The organism is Lysobacter sp. F6437 (assembly GCF_052547215.1).
In genome coordinates this window covers 1,806,488-1,821,493 of sequence record NZ_JBQWRB010000001.1, presented here as the reverse complement: position 1 = coordinate 1,821,493, position 15,006 = coordinate 1,806,488, and the positions used below count along the sequence as shown (strand labels likewise).

Annotated in this window: 8 protein-coding genes; 4 read left to right on the top strand and 4 right to left on the bottom strand. The window is 69.0% G+C overall.

Translation table 11 applies throughout. The features are described from left to right. Window positions 1–55: 55 nt before the first annotated feature. Both ACT9F5_RS08390 and ACT9F5_RS08385 read right to left on the bottom strand, forming a co-directional pair. Window positions 56–2,893, bottom strand: coding sequence for an alpha-1,6-glucosidase domain-containing protein (locus ACT9F5_RS08390; protein ID WP_445119424.1), 2,838 nt, complete (start codon window positions 2,891–2,893; stop codon window positions 56–58). A 15-nt stretch (window positions 2,894–2,908) separates the two neighbouring features. Further along, on the bottom strand, window positions 2,909–4,549 hold the full coding sequence (locus tag ACT9F5_RS08385; RefSeq protein ID WP_445119524.1) for an alpha-amylase family glycosyl hydrolase: 1,641 nt from the start codon (window positions 4,547–4,549) through the stop codon (window positions 2,909–2,911). A 211-nt stretch (window positions 4,550–4,760) separates the two neighbouring features. Here ACT9F5_RS08385 and ACT9F5_RS08380 point away from each other — a divergent pair, with 211 nt between their 5' ends. Beyond that, window positions 4,761–6,251: an MFS transporter gene (locus tag ACT9F5_RS08380; RefSeq protein ID WP_445119423.1), complete on the top strand. Its 1,491-nt coding sequence runs from the start codon at window positions 4,761–4,763 to the stop codon at window positions 6,249–6,251. Then, window positions 6,248–7,963, top strand: a complete 1,716-nt coding sequence (locus ACT9F5_RS08375) for an alpha-amylase family glycosyl hydrolase (protein ID WP_445119422.1) — start codon at window positions 6,248–6,250, stop codon at window positions 7,961–7,963. The genes ACT9F5_RS08380 and ACT9F5_RS08375 overlap by 4 nt, the downstream gene beginning before the upstream one ends. A gap of 213 nt (window positions 7,964–8,176) precedes the next feature. Here ACT9F5_RS08375 and ACT9F5_RS08370 read toward each other — a convergent pair whose 3' ends face one another. Both ACT9F5_RS08370 and ACT9F5_RS08365 read right to left on the bottom strand, forming a co-directional pair. Beyond that, window positions 8,177–9,235, bottom strand: a complete 1,059-nt coding sequence (locus tag ACT9F5_RS08370) for a substrate-binding domain-containing protein (protein ID WP_445119421.1) — start codon at window positions 9,233–9,235, stop codon at window positions 8,177–8,179. A gap of 59 nt (window positions 9,236–9,294) precedes the next feature. Continuing rightward, window positions 9,295–11,382 carry a TonB-dependent copper receptor gene (locus tag ACT9F5_RS08365; RefSeq protein WP_445119420.1) on the bottom strand — a complete coding sequence of 696 codons (2,088 nt, stop codon included), beginning with the start codon at window positions 11,380–11,382 and terminating at the stop codon, window positions 9,295–9,297. 248 nt (window positions 11,383–11,630) lie between these two features. On the opposite strand from ACT9F5_RS08365, the gene nirK reads away from it, so the two are divergent. Together nirK and ACT9F5_RS08355 are read left to right on the top strand one after the other, a co-directional pair. Continuing rightward, window positions 11,631–13,007, top strand: coding sequence for a copper-containing nitrite reductase (nirK, locus tag ACT9F5_RS08360; protein ID WP_445119419.1), 1,377 nt, complete (start codon window positions 11,631–11,633; stop codon window positions 13,005–13,007). A gap of 82 nt (window positions 13,008–13,089) precedes the next feature. Beyond that, window positions 13,090–15,000 (top strand): DUF885 family protein, encoded by a 1,911-nt coding sequence (locus tag ACT9F5_RS08355; RefSeq protein ID WP_445119418.1) that lies wholly within the window; start codon window positions 13,090–13,092, stop codon window positions 14,998–15,000. Window positions 15,001–15,006 lie beyond the last annotated feature (6 nt).

The following is a 15,006-nucleotide window of genomic DNA, read 5'->3' as shown; positions in this document are numbered from 1 at the left end:
GTGAGGGTGCGCGGCAGCCGATGACGCCCGGTGCTGCGTGGCTCCTGCCCTCACCCTAGTCCTCTCCCACAGGCGGTAGAGGGGACTGGTTGGTGGCGATCACGTAGACCATCGCGGTTCGTGCGGGTACGACGAAGCGGCCGCGGGCGGCGTCGTACCGCGCCGCGTCGCGCGGACGCGGGTCGGCGGCGGTGTCCGTACGGTGCACCGGATGCAACGCATAGTCCTTGCCGGCCGCCTCCGGGATCACCAGCGTCTGCGCTTCGGGCGAGACGTTGACCAGGTACAGCACCTCGGCGAACCCGGCACGCGGATAGCCGTCGCCGTCGATGTGGCCGGCGATCACAAGCGGGTTCTGGTCGGGACCGGTGTTGTGGAAGTGCAGGCGCTGCGCGACATCATCGGCCGTGCGCATGCGGAGCAGGGTCGAGCTGTCGCGGATGCGCAGCAGGTCCTCGAACGCGCCGCGGGTGAAGGCGATCTCGCGCGCGGTCGGCTTGATGCCGGGGTCCGCCAGCAGCGGTGCCATCTGCGGCCAGCTGTCGCGGTTGTCGGGCGCGGGCGGCAGGCCGGTGCCGAAGTGGTTGTCGCGGCCGGTCCAGTCGATCCGGTTGAACCAGTCGCCGGAGTCGAAGCTGTTGCGGTCGAGCGACTTGGAGCGCAGCAGTTCGCCGCCGGCGTGGAAGTAGGCGATGCCCTGGCTGAAGGCATTCAACGCGAGTGCGAGTACCTGCACCCGCGCGCGGTCCTCGCGGCTGGTGTCGAGCGGCAGCTTGAACGCGTTGACGTCGAACAGGGTCTGGTTGTCGTGGTTCTCGACGTAGTTGACGACCTCGCCGGGCTGCGCAGCGTAGCCGGCCGGCTGGCCCTTGTAGTCGAGTCGCGACAGTGGGATGGCCGCGCCTGTGCGGTCGGTCATGACGTAGTCCGACAGGGTGCCGGCGAGGCCGGCGCGGACCAGGTCGGCGGCATGCAGCAGCGCGTCCCGACTGTTTGCTTCCGCGTCGCTATCCGGGCTGGCCGCAACCGTGTTCGGCGCGTAGTGCTGGCCGTTGACGTAGCCCTGGGTGAACATCGCCGCGCCCTTGTCGCCGGCGCCACCGCCGCGGATCGCATCGCGCGCGCGGTCGCTGAAGGTGCCGATGCCGGACCCCTGCAACGACAGCTGCGAGGCCTGCACGAAACGCGCACCGTCGGCGACCTCGCCGAAGTTCCAGCCCTCGCCGATCAGGTTGACGTGGCGGCCGGCGGCTTCGTCGACGCGCACCTGCAACTGTTCCATCACGTCGCGCGGCTGGTGCCCCATCAGGTCGAAGCGGAACGAGTCGATCCGGTACTCGCGCGCCCACAGCGCCGCCGAGTCGAGCATCAGCTTGCCCATCATCAGGTGTTCGGTCGCGGTGTTGTCGCAGCAGGTCGAGGTGGTGACCCTGCCGTGCGCGTCGAGCCGCTGGTAGTAGCCCGGCACGATGCGGTCGAGCACCGAGCGCTCGACCTGGCCCGACGCGGTGGTGTGGTTGTAGACCACGTCCATGCCGACCCGCAGGCCGGCGGCGTGCAGTGCCTGCACCATCGCGCGGAACTCGCGGATGCGCGTGGCGCCGTCGCTCGCGTCGCTGGCGAAGCTGCCTTCGGGTGCGTTGAAGTGGTACGGGTCGTAGCCCCAGTTGAAGCAGTCGCGCGCGGCGACCGCCATCACCGCGGCCTGCTGCGCCTCGCTGTCGGGCGCGGCATCCGGCACCGCTGGCTCGACGCAGCCCGACTCGGGCACGGTGGCGAGGTCGAACACCGGCAGCAGGTGGACGTCGGTCAAGCCGGCGTCGGCCAGTGCCTGCAGGTGGCGCATCCCGTCGCTGCCGGTCTCGGTGAAGGCGAGGTATTTGCCACGGTTGGCATCGCTGACGGTCGCGTCGTCGCGCGAGAAATCGCGCGCGTGCAACTCGTAGATGACCATGTCGGTCGGCGCGGCCAGCGGTGCCGGTCGCGGTGCGTCGTCCCAGCCGGCGGGCTTGAGCGCGGCATCGTCGAGATCGGCGATGTAGCTGCGCTTCGAATCGGTGGTCAGGCTGACCGAGTACGGGTCGGTGACGCGGTTGCGGACCACGCCGGTGCCGGGCACGAACACGTCGACCAGATAGGTGTAGTAGTCGCCGGACCGGTCGGTCGGTAGCTGCAGCGACCACGCGCCGGTCGTGGCGTCGAACCGCATCGGCTCGCGAGAATCCGCAGTGCCGCTGCCAGCGTCGTACAGACACAGCGATACGTCGCGCGCGGTCGGGGCCCAGAGCCTGAATCCGGTGGTGTCGGCCGCGACGGTCGCGCCGAGGTCGTCGATCGATCCGGCCGCCGCGTATACGTCGTCGAGCGCGCCGGGTGACTGCAGCGTGGTGCTGGCGACGACGTTGCCGGCGGCGTCCTCGCGCACCAGCAGCAGTTGCCCGCGCAGCAATCCCGGGACGCGCGCGGTGTCGGTCGAGGCCAACGCCAGCACCACGCCGTCACCGATGAACCTGAAGCGCTGCGCGAGCTCGGCCGGCACGGCGTCGCGGGAAACCTGCAGCGCGACCGCGCCATCAGCACCGGTCACCGCACGGCCAACACCAGCGATGATGCCGCCGTCGGCTGCGTGGTACAGCCGGAATTTCGAACCGTCGTCCGTTACCTGCCCCGGCCATTGCAGCAGTCGGCGGTCAAGCCAGTAGGCACTCGCATCGGTCGGCGAATCCGGCGCCGCATGCAGCACGGCCGCGAACGCATCGGCATTGCAGGCGGCGGTATCCAGCGTCGCCGCAACACCCGGCGTCGCAAACCCGCCAACCACCGCGAAAGCCAGCGCCGCGGTCAATCGGCGCAGGCGCGGGGTTCGGAACGGAAACGGGTCGGTCGGCGTCATCGCGCTGGTGCGTCCTCAGTCGAGCCGGGCGAAGAACACTCCACGCGCGGGCAGGTGCAGCTGGCGACCATCGACCCGGCCGGCGAGTCCGCCGTGGTCATCGATCGCGCGCGGCTCGAAACCATCCGGCAGCGTCCACTGCGCGGCGTCGGCCGACAGGTTGAACGCAACCAGCAACCGCTCGCCCCGTGCTTCACGGGTGAACGCGAGCACCGGCTCCGGCGCATCGATGAACGCGATGTCGCCCTGCAGCAGCGCCGGCAGCGACTGGCGCCAGCGCAGGAAGCGGCGGGTCGCGTTGAGCACGGAGCCGGGATCGGCATCCTGCGCGGCGACGCTGCGCGCGCGGTGCTCGGCCGGAATCGGCAGCCACGGCGGGCTGTCGGTGAAGCCGGCCTGGGCGCTGTCGTCCCACGGCATCGGCGTGCGGCAGCCGTCGCGGCCCTTGAAGTTCGGCCAGAACGAGATGCCGTACGGGTCCTGCAAGGCCTCGAACGGCACGTCGGCTTCCGTCAGTCCCAGTTCCTCGCCCTGGTACAGGCACACCGAGCCGCGCAGCGAGCACACCAGCGCGACCAGCTGGCGCGCGAAGTCGTCGTCACCGGCGCCGCCCCAGCGGGTGGTCGCGCGCATCACGTCGTGGTTGGACACCGCCCAGCACGGCCAGCCGTGCGGCATGCGGGTCTCGATGTCCTCGACGGTCGCGCGGATGTAGGCGGCGCTGAAGTCTTCGACCAGCAACTCGAAGCTGTAACCCATGTGCAGTCGCGTGTCGCCGACGTACTCGGCCATCGTCCCCAGCGAATCCTCCGAGGAGATCTCGCCGAGCATGGTGCTGCCGGGATAGCGGTCGAACAGCGTCCGCAGGTCCTCCATCAGCGCCAGGTTCTCGGGCCGGGTGTTGTTGTAGTAGTGGTACTGGTAGGCGTACGGGTTGTCGGCGCTGAAGCCGCGGCCGGTGCGCAGTTCCGCCGGCTTGGCCGGGTTGTCGCGCAGTTGCTCGTCATGGAAGCAGAAGTTGATCGAGTCCAGCCGCATGCCGTCGACGCCGCGGTCGAGCCAGAACTGCAGGTTGTCGAGCATCGCCGCGCGCACGGCCGGGTTGTGGAAGTTCAGCTGCGGCTGCGACGACAGGAAGTTGTGCAGGTAGTACTGCTCGCGCCGCGGCTCCCACTTCCATGCCGGCCCGCCGAAGATCGACAGCCAGTTGTTGGGCGCGCTTCCATCGGGTTTCGGATCGGCCCAGACGTACCAGTCTGACTTGTCGTTGACGCGGTCCTGGCGGCTCTGCCGGAACCACTCGTGCTGGTCGGAGCTGTGGCTCAGCACCTGGTCGATCATCACCTTGATGCCGAGCGAGTGCGCCTTTGCCAGCAGCCGGTCGAAGTCGGCCAGCGTGCCAAACAGCGGGTCGATGTCGCGGTAGTCGGAAATGTCGTAGCCGAAGTCGGCCATCGGCGACTTGAAGAACGGCGACACCCAGATCGCGTCGACGCCGAGACTGGCGACATAGTCGAGCCGGTCGACGATGCCGGGCAGGTCGCCGACGCCGTCGCCGTTGGTGTCGAGGAAGCTGCGCGGGTAGATCTGGTAGATCACCGCGCCGCGCCACCAGTCGAGCGCACGCCCGACCGCCACCGGCGCACCCGCCACCATCCCGTCCGTCGTCACCGCACTTGTCGCCATTCGCGTTCCCGTGAATCGATCCGTCGCCGACGCTCACCGTCGGCGTGCTGGCACTATTCCATGCCCCGCGGTGCAGCATGTTGCCGCTTCACGCACTGTCCGGATGAATACGTTTGCAGGTGGAATGTGCGGTGGTGGCGGTGACTACCATGGGCTCGAACCGACACGGGGCGACGACCAGATGAACCAAAAACCGCAGCTGACGTTCTGGCAGATCTGGAACATGTGCTTCGGCTTCCTCGGCATCCAGTTCGGATTCGCCCTGCAGAACGCCAACGTCAGCCGGATATTCCAGACCCTCGGCGCGTCGATGGATGACATCCCGGTGCTGTGGATCGCCGCGCCGCTGACCGGGCTGATCGTGCAGCCGATCGTCGGCTACCTGTCGGACCGCACCTGGACCGGCTTCGGCCGGCGCCGGCCGTACTTCCTGCTGGGCGTGGTGCTGGCGACGCTGGCCCTGCTGGCGATGCCGAACTCGCCGTCGCTGTGGATCGCCGCCGGCATGCTGTGGGTGCTCGACGCCTCGCTCAACATCTCGATGGAACCATTCCGCGCGCTGGTCGGCGACCAGTTGCCGGTGCGCCAGCGGCCGACCGGCTACGCGATGCAGAGCTTCTTCATCGGCGTCGGCTCGGTGGTCGCGAGCCTGCTGCCGTTCCTGCTCGCGCACTGGGGCGTGGCCAACACCGCCGGGCCGGGCGAGGTGCCCGACACCGTGCGCTACGCGTTCTATTTCGGCGGCGTGGTGCTGCTGGTCGCGGTGCTGTGGACCATCCTGCGCACCCGCGAGTACCCGCCGGAGCAATTGAAGGCGTGGGACCAGGCGCCGCCGCTGGTGCAGCGCCATTCCGATCCGCGCGCGGCATGGCGGCCGGCGCTGGCGTGGCTGGCAGTCGGCCTCGTTGCGATCGCGCTGGTCGCCGGCTTCGGCCTCGACAAGCAGCTGTACATCCTCGCCGGGCTGATCGCGTCCTACGGTGCCGCGCTGCTGGTGCGCACGCAGGTCACCGGCGGCGGCGCGTTCAGCAGCATCCTCGACGACCTGCGCGACATGCCGACGGCGATGCGCCGGCTCGCGGTGGTGCAGTTCTTCTCGTGGTTCGGACTGTTCGCGATGTGGCTGTTCGCGACCGCCGCGGTGACCGGCGTCCACTTCGGCAGCAGCGACACCACCTCGGCGGCGTACAACGAGGGCGCGAACTGGGTCGGCGTGCTGTTCGCCGCCTACAACGGCTTCGCCGCACTCGCCGCCGTGGTAATCCCGTGGATGGTGCGGCACTGGGGCCTGCGGGTCAGCCACCTGCTCAACTGCGCGCTCGGCGGCGCCGGGCTGCTGTCGATGCTGGTGATCCGCGACCCGATCTGGCTGCTGGCGTCGATGGTCGGCGTCGGCTTCGCCTGGGCGTCGATCCTGTCGCTGCCGTACGCGCTGCTGTCGGACAGCGTGCCGGCGGCGAAGATGGGCGTGTTCATGGGCATCTTCAATTTCTTCATCGTGATCCCGCAGCTGGTCGCGGCGAGCCTGCTCGGGTTCCTGCTCAAGACGTTCTTCGGCAACGAGCCGATCCAGGCGTTGATGATCGGCGGTGTGAGCCTGGTCGTGGCGGGCCTGTGCGTGCTGCGGGTGCGCGAGCCGGGCGCCGAACTGACCGAAGGGGAGGCCGCATGAGCATCCGTATTCTTTCCATCGCGCTGCTCGCCGGGCTCGCCGCCGGCTGCGCGCAGGACCCCTCATCCGCTGCACCGTCGCCGGCCGCGCCAGTGGCCGACTACTACGGCACCACCGAGCCGTTCGCCGCCAACGCGGTGTACTTCGTGGTTACCGACCGCTTCGTCAACGGCGATCCGTCCAACGACCAGCGCGGGCAGGGCGGGTCGGATCCGGCGCTTCGGACGTTCGACCGGCCGACCCCGGGCGCGGAGACCCACGGCGGCAACATCGGCTACCTCGGCGGCGATTTCCGCGGCCTGCTCGACAACGCCGGCTACATCGCCGACATGGGTTTCGGCGCGGTCTGGCTGACGCCGATCGTCGACAACCCGGACCAGGCCTTTACCGGCGGCGACCCGCTCGGCTCGGACGCGTTCTTCAAGGACCGCGGCAAGACCGGCTACCACGGCTACTGGGGGGTCAACTTCTTCGAGCTCGATGAGCACCTGCCGAGCGCCGACCTCGACTTCGCCGGGCTGGCCGCGGGGCTCGATCAACACGGCCTGCAGACCGTGCTCGACATCGTCGCCAACCACGGCTCGCCGTCGTTCACGATGCCGGTCGACCAGCCGAAGTACGGCGAGCTGTACGACGCCGACGGCACCCTGGTCGCCGACCACCAGAACCTCGCGCCGGAAGATCTCGACCCGGCCGGCAACCCGCTGCACGCGTTCTTCCACGACGAGCCCGACATCGCCCAGCTGTCCAACCTCGACGACACCAACCCGGCGGTGCTCGACTACTTCGTGCGCGCGTATTCGCAATGGATCGAGCAGGGCGCCGACGCGTTCCGGATCGACACCATCCGCCACGTGCCGCACCCGTTCTGGAAGGCCTTCAGCGACCGCATCCGGGCCGAGCATCCGGGCTTCTTCATGTTCGGCGAGGCGTTCGACCACGAGGCCGCCAACATCGCGCCGCACACCTGGCCGGAGAACGGCGGCGTCAGCGTGCTCGACTTCCCGCTGAAGGCCGCGTTGCAGGAAGTCTTCGGCGGCAACGGGGCGGGTTACGAGGCGCTGGCCGACGCGCTGTACCTGACGGACGGCCCGTACACCAACCCGTACGAACTGATGACGTTCTACGACAACCACGACATGCCACGGATGGACGCCAGCGACGCCGGCTTCATCGACGCCCACAACTGGCTGTTCACCGCGCGAGGCATCCCGGTCATCTACTACGGCTCGGAAACCGGCTTCATGCGCGGCGCCGGCGAGCACGAGGGCAACCGCAACTACTTCGGGCAGGAGCGTGTCGACGCCGCGGTCGGCCATCCGATCCGCGAGCAGCTCAAGCGCATCGCGCAGGTTCGTGCGGCGTCACCGGCGCTGCAGCGCGGGTTGCAGCTGAACCTCGTGCTCGACGGCGACCGCGCCGCGTTCTACCGCGTCCACCAGCACGACGGCGAACACCAGGTCGCGCTGGTGCTGCTCAACAAGGGCGACGCGCCGGCGGGTTTCGAGGTGAGCGACTACCTGCAGGCGGGCACGTGGCAGGGCGCGATCGGCGGCGCTGCGGTCGAGGTGGCGAAAGGCGGCCGCCTGTCGGCGACGGTGCCGGCGCACGGGGTCGAGGTCTACCTGCTCGATGCGCCAGTGACCCGGCCAGACCTGCAGGCGGAACTCGCCCGGCTGATGGCCGGCGCCCGCCGCGGCCCCGGTCCCTGATCCATCAGCGGATCCTGCGTTCCCCCGCACGCGCCGGATGTAGGAGCGACGTGAGTCGCGACCCGACGAACTCGGTAAGCGCCTCACCAGCCGCTTGTAGAGGAACTACCCGAAGCTGCTTCGGACACGGCGCCAGCGTTCGACGGTCCGAATCCTTCGGCAACGATCTGCAGGTCGCGACTCACGTCGCTCCTACACAATGCAGAGCGATGATCAGCCGCTGTCGCAGCTCGAACGCCGCACCACCAGTTTCGCCGGCAGCGTGAAGCTCTCCACCGGCTGCTCCTGCACCTGCTTCATCAGGGTCTCGACCAGCAGGGTGCCGGCGCGCGAGGTGTCCTGCGACACCGTGGTCAGCGCCGGGCTGGCCGAGCGCGCGGTCGGCAGGTCGTCGAAGCCGACCACCGCGATGTCGTGGGGCACCTGCAGGCCGGCCTCGGCGAACGCGCGCATTGCGCCGATCGCGATCAGGTCGCTGGCGGCGAACACCGCGTCGAATGCCACGCCGCGGCCCAGCAGTTCGCGCGCCGCGGCGTAACCGTCGTCCTCGGCGCTCTGCGCGTCGACCTGCAGCGCCGGGTCGAGCGCCAGCCCCGCCGCGTGCAGCGCCGCGTCGCAGCCCTGGTAACGGTCGTAGAACTCCGGGTAATGGCGCGAGGCGTCGCCGAGGAACGCGATGCGGCGATGCCCGAGCCCGCCCAGGTGCTCGCCGACCAGTTGCCCGCCGTGGAAGTTGTCGCAACCGATTGACAGCCCCGGCTGGTCCGGCAGCACCGCGCCCCAGCGCACGAAGTGGGTGCCCTGCTCGACCAGTTTCTCCAGCTTGCCGCGGTAGCTCAGGTAGTCGCCGTAGCCGAGCAGGATCAAGCCGTCGGCTTTCATGCTGTCGGCGTAGTCGGCGTGCCAGTCGTCCGACAGCTGCTGGAACGACACCAGCAGGTCCTGCCCGGCGCGCGCGCAGGCGCGGGTGATCGAGCCGAGCATCGACAGGAAGAACGGGTTGATGTGCGAGTCGTCCGGGGTCGGGTCCTCGAACAGCAGCAGCGCCAGCGTGCCGGAGCGCTGCAGGCGCAGGCTGGAGGCGTGGCGGTCGACCTTGTAGTTGAGTTCCAGCACCGCCGCCTCGACCCGTTTGCGGGTCTCGGCGTTGACCAGCGGGCTGCCGCGCAGCACCCGCGACACCGTCGCCTGTGAAACGCCGGCGGCGTGGGCGATGTCGATCGACGTGGTCTTGGCGCGCTTGCGCGATGCCGGCTGGCTCGGACTGTTCATGCGGGGCCGAGTGTATGCCGGCCGCCGGTGGACTGCACCGGCGGCCGGGTTCGCGCCCGTCAGTAGCTGACGTTGAGCTTGAGCCACGCGGTGCGGCCGGGCTCGTTGATCCGCACCGGGTCGGCCGGGTAGCCGAAGTCGGCGTTGCCGGCGAGGTTGAGGTGCTCGCTGTAGGCGCGGTCGAACACGTTGTCGACGCCGGCGGTGAGCTGCATGCCGTTGTCGAAACGGTAGCCGGCGTTGAGGGCGAGGGTGGCGAAGCCCGGGCTGGCGCCGAGGTCCTGGCCGATCACGTTGCCGTAGCCGGGGGCGACGCGGTGTTGTCCATCGACCACCCGCAGCAATGCGCCGGCGGTCCATTGGCCGTTGTCCCATGCGGCGGTCAGGCGCGATTCCAGCGGAGTCATCTGCGGTAATGGGCGGCCGCTGTCGGCGTCTTCGCCGCGGGCGTAGGCGAGGGTGCCGCCGAGTTTCCAGTGCGCGGCCGGGCGCAGTTCCACCCCGAGTTCGGCGCCGCGGATATCGGCGTCGATGTTCGACACGATGCTGCGGCCGGCCATCATGCCATCCGCGGGGTAGTGGAACTGGATGAAGTCGTCGACGCGGCCGGCGTAGGCCGACACCCAGGCGTCGACCTTCTTGCCGCGATAGTGCAGGCCGATGTCGAGCTGGGTGGTCTTCTCGGTATCGAGGCCTGCGAAGGCGTTGGTGCCGCCCATGCCCATGCCGCCGCCGAACGCGTTGGCCGAGAACAGCTCCCAGTAGTCCGGCATGCGTTCGGTGTGGCCGAGGCCGGCATACCAGGTCAGCGGCTGGCGGGCGGCGTCGCGCTCGAAGCGGACGAAGCCGGCGGACAACGTCTCCTCGCGGGTCCGGCCGGCGGTCGGGTTCGGCATCGCGGCGCCGCCGTGGCCGTGGCCGCCGGAAACGGTGGCACGCCCGTCGGTGGCTTCGGCGCGGTCGAGGCGCGCACCGGCGACCCAGCGGTTGCGCTCGCCCTGGAACCAGGTGCCCTCGGCAAACGCGCCGCGGTTGGCGAAGCGCGCATCGACGGTCCACGGCTGCGCCTTGTAGGTGTCGCGACCCATGCCGTTGCGGCGGCGGTGGCGGCTGTCCTGGCCGTCGAGCCCAGTGACCAGCTCGTAGGCGTCGGCGCGCCAGGTCGCGGCGATGCGACCACCGCTGGTGCGGCGCTCGACGTTGCTCGCCATCGGCATCGGCATCATGCCGTCGGGGTTCGGCTCGCGCAGGCTGTAGTTGTCCATCACGTGGTCGGCGCGGTTGTGGAACAGCGTCGCCTCGAGCTCGGCCAGGTGCTCGCCGATGTTGGACTTCTCGAAGCGCAGGCTGGTGTTGTCGCGCTTGAACTGGCTGCCGTCCATGCCGCGGGTCGCATAGCGCGACTTGCCGTCGCCGATGCCGACGCCGAGTTCGAGCAGGGTGTCGGGGTCGGGCGTCCAGCCGACCGCGGCGTCGGCGTTCCACTTGTTCCAGGCCGAGCCGACGGTGTCGCCGTTGCCGTCGCGGTAGTCGTCGGATTCGGAGCGGTTGGCGCTGACGCGGGCGTAGCCGGGGCGGTCGCCGTAGGTGGCGTCGATGACCTGGTCGTCGCGGCCGAAGCTGCCACCCAGCAGGCTGCCGGCGGCCTTGAGCGTGGGCGATTCGAAGTGCTCGCGGTCACGCTCGAAACGCACCGTGCCGGCCGACGCGCCCGGGCCCCAGAGTACGGTCTGCGGGCCCTTGACCACCACCAGCCGGTCGTAGGTCTCCGGCGCGACGTAGGACATCGCGTTGTCCATCCGGCTCGGGCAGGCGCCCGGCATCGCGCCGTCGTGGGTCAGCAGGTTGAGGCGCGAGCCGAACATGCCGCGCAGCACCGGGTCGCCATTGGTGCCGCCGTTGCGCACCGCGGAGAAGCCGGGAATGGTCTTGAGGTAGTCGGCGCCGTCGCTCGCCGGTACCGGCTGCCGCGGGAGCTTGGGGCTGGTGTCGAAGGTCAGTGCCGAGACCGGCGCGGCGGCAGTGACGATGACCGCATCGAGGTCGAACGGGGTGGCGTCGAAGGTTTCGGTAGCGGCGGCGGGTGCGGACAGGGCGACCGCGATCGCGGCCACGAGGACCGGCACCGGGGGAAGAGGGCGTGACATGGCGTGCTCCGGGATCTGCTTCGCAAGGGTTCGAAGCGAATCCTCCGCCTGTCCATACTGATACGTACTGACGCAGGTCAAGAACACGTCGTCCAACGCTGTGCCCCATGCGCCGCAACGGTTTCGGCGGAACTGGAAGCGGTCCATACGCAGCAGTGTGGTTGGCTTGACCCAAGTCAGGGCCGGGGCCTGGGCGTTCGCCTAACTTGCGCCCAACGAGAGATCCGCAACCCCAAGGAAACCCGAAGATGAAAGACCTGGTATTGCTGTTCGCACTCGCGACGGCCGCCGGTTTCACGCCGATGGCCCTCGCCAACCAGCACCACGCCGCGGTCACCCCGGTGGCCGATGTCACCTTCACCCTGAAGACGCAGATCCACGAGGGCCAGCTGGTCTTCGTCGGCGATGCCGGCGCGATCAAGGGCCAGGTCGCGCCTGACCTGAAGGTGCCCGAGGGCGCCGTGGTCGCGATCACCGTGGTCAACGGCGACGGCGCGATGCACGACGTCGCGGTGCCCGAGTTCGGTGCCCAGTCCGACCAGCTGGTCGGCGAAGGCAGCGCGACCACGATCGTGTTCCGCGCCACCAGGGCCGGCACCTTCGAGTACCTGTGCACGATCCCGGGCCACAAGGCCGCCGGCATGTTCGGCAAGCTGATCGTCGGCGACGTGGTGGAAACCGTCAGCACCGCGGTCGACATCGCCAAGAACCCGATGGAGGTCGGCGAGCCGGTCGGCGACCGCGCGCCCAAACACATCACCTACGACCTGGAAACCACCGAGGTCGAGGGCAAGTTGTCGGACGGCAGCACCTACCGCTACTGGACCTTCAACAACACCGTGCCCGGCCCGTTCCTGCGCATCCGCCAGGGCGACAGCGTCACCGTCAACCTCAAGAACGCCGAGGACAGCATCAACATCCACTCGGTCGACTTCCACTCCGTCACCGGTCCCGGCGGCGGCGCGGCGGTCACCCAGGTCGCCCCGGGCCAGACCAAGAGCTTCACCTTCAAGGCGCTGCACCCGGGCCTGTACGTCTACCACTGCGCCACGCCGATGATCGCCCACCACATCTCCAACGGCATGTACGGGATGATCCTGGTCGAGCCCGAAGGCGGGTTGGCAACGGTCGACCACGAGTTCTACGTGATGCAGGGCGAGCTCTACACCGCGCAGAAGCACGGGTCGAGCGGGTTGCAGGAGTTCTCGCTGGACAAGCTGCTCGACGAGCAGCCCGAGCACATGATGTTCAACGGCTCGATGGACGCGCTGACCAGGACCTACAACATGGAAGCGCAGGTCGGTGACACCGTGCGGATGTACTTCGGCGTCGGCGGTCCGAACCTGACATCGAGCTTCCACCTGATCGGCGAGGTGTTCGACAAGGTCTACCAGCTGGCCTCGTTCACCAGCCCGCCGCTGACCGACGTGCAGACCACGCTGGTGCCGCCGGGCGGCGCGACGATGGTCGAGTTCAAAGTTGACTACCCGGGCAAGTACATCCTGGTCGACCACGCGCTTTCGCGGGCCGAGAAGGGCCTGGCCGGCTTCCTCACCGTCAAGGGCGAGACCGACAAGGCGATCTTCGACAGCGCCGAGACGATCGACCACAGCTCGGGTCACTGACGCCGCGACGCGTCATCCCGCGAAGCCGGGCCGCCATGTGCGGTCCGGCTTTTTTGTTTGCCGGATCGGCCGGGACGACGTCGTGCCAACCATTGGCACCCTGCAGCGGATCGGCTTCCCGGTCATGATCGGCCGGTTCGTCGCCATCGTCGGCGACCCGTCACGGAGCCCGACCATGCGCCACGCCCCGCTTTCGCTGTCCCTGTCGCTGATCCTCGCCACCGGTGTTGGCGCCCTCGCCGGTTGCCAGCCCGCCAAGTTGCCGGTGGCCGACACGACGCACGCCGATACCGCCGCGGTCGCCAGCGATGCCCGCTTCGAGACGGTCGCCGAATCGCTGCTGATGCGCGCGCTGGAGCGCAGCCCGGAGTGGTCGATCTACTCCGGCCGCTACGACAACGCCGCGACCCTGACCATTCCCGACGCCGCGCGCCGCGCCGACGACCTCGCGTTCGCCAAGGCCGCGCTGGCCGAACTGGCCGCGTTCGACCCGCAGCAGCTGCCGGCGCCGCAGCGCATCGACCACATGCTGCTGAGCAACCAGTTCAAGTCGTCGATCTGGTACCAGCAGCACTTCCGCGACTGGAGCTGGGACCCGTCCAACTACAACGTCGCCGGCACCGTCGCGCTGCTGCTCAACACGCCGTATGCCGACGAGGACGCGCGGCTGCGTACGGTGATGGCCCGCATCGAGCAGGTGCCGCAGTACTATGCCGCGGCGAAGGCGAACATCGCCGACCCGACCGCCGAGCATGTCGAACTGGCGATCGTGCAGAGCCGCGGCGCGCTCAGCGTGTTCGACGACGCACTGCGCGACCGGATCACGGCATCCGGCCTCGGCGCCGCCGAGCAGGCGACGTTCAACGAGCGCATCGACGCCTCCCGTGCCGCGATCGAGGACTGGATCGGCTGGCTCGAGGGCGAGCAGAAGCGCCTGGCCGCGAGCGGCGACGCGCGCTCGTTCCGGATCGGCAAGGACCTCTACGAAAAGAAGTTCACCTACGACATCCAGTCGCATTACACCGCCGCCGAGCTGTACCAGCGCGCGGTCGAGGAGAAGGAATCGCTGCACCGGCGCATGGACGAGATCACCGTCCAGCTGTGGCCGAAGTACTTCGCCGACACCGCGATGCCGGCCGACCGGCTGGAGCGCATCGGCCGGATGATCGACAAGCTGGCCGAGCGCCACGTCGAACGCGACGAATTCTTCAGCGAGATCAACCGGCAGATCCCGCTGCTGGCCGACTTCGTCCGCGAGCACGACCTGCTCGACCAGGACGAAAGCCGTCCGCTGGTGGTCCGCGAGACCCCCGAGTACATGCGCGGCGGTGGCGCCGGCGCCTCGGTCAGCGCGCCCGGCCCGTTCAACCCGACCGCGGACACCTACTACAACGTCAGCCCGCTGGACGCCTACGACGACGCGCAGGCCGAGAGCTTCCTGCGCGAGTACAACCACTGGGTGCTGCAGGTGCTCAACATCCACGAGGGCATCCCGGGCCACTACACCCAGCTGCTGCACGCCAACAAGAGCCCGAGCCTGGTCAAGAGCCTGCTCGGCAACGGCGCGATGATCGAGGGCTGGGCGGTGTATGCCGAGCGGATGATGCTGGAGCAGGGCTACGGCAACCAGGAACCCGAGATGTGGCTGATGTACGGCAAGTGGAACCTGCGCGTGGTGACCAACGCGATCCTCGACTACGCCGTGCACGTCGACGGCATGACCGAGGCGCAGGCGATGGACCTGCTGCAGCGCGAGGCGTTCCAGGAGAAGACCGAGGCGGTCAACAAGTGGCGCCGCGTGCGGCTGTCGCAGGTGCAGCTGACCAGCTATTTCACCGGCTACGCCGAGATCTACGACCTGCGCGAGCAGCGCAAGACCGAGCTGGGCGAAGCGTTCGACCTGAAGACCTTCCACAACCGGTTCCTGTCGTACGGCAACGCACCGGTGTCGGCCATTGCCGAGCTGATGCGCGAGCAGTACCCCGCCGACTGAGTGCAG

Bases quoted from the DNA above. Each gene is read 5' to 3' on its own strand.
- ACT9F5_RS08390 (WP_445119424.1), bottom strand. From the start codon at position 2,893: ATGACGCCGACCGACCCGTTTCCGTTCCGAACCCCGCGCCTGCGCCGA.
- ACT9F5_RS08385 (WP_445119524.1), bottom strand. From the start codon at position 4,549: ATGGTGGCGGGTGCGCCGGTGGCGGTCGGGCGTGCGCTCGACTGGTGG.
- ACT9F5_RS08380 (WP_445119423.1), top strand. From the start codon at position 4,761: ATGAACCAAAAACCGCAGCTGACGTTCTGGCAGATCTGGAACATGTGC.
- ACT9F5_RS08375 (WP_445119422.1), top strand. From the start codon at position 6,248: ATGAGCATCCGTATTCTTTCCATCGCGCTGCTCGCCGGGCTCGCCGCC.
- ACT9F5_RS08370 (WP_445119421.1), bottom strand. From the start codon at position 9,235: ATGAACAGTCCGAGCCAGCCGGCATCGCGCAAGCGCGCCAAGACCACG.
- ACT9F5_RS08365 (WP_445119420.1), bottom strand. From the start codon at position 11,382: ATGTCACGCCCTCTTCCCCCGGTGCCGGTCCTCGTGGCCGCGATCGCG.
- nirK (WP_445119419.1), top strand. From the start codon at position 11,631: ATGAAAGACCTGGTATTGCTGTTCGCACTCGCGACGGCCGCCGGTTTC.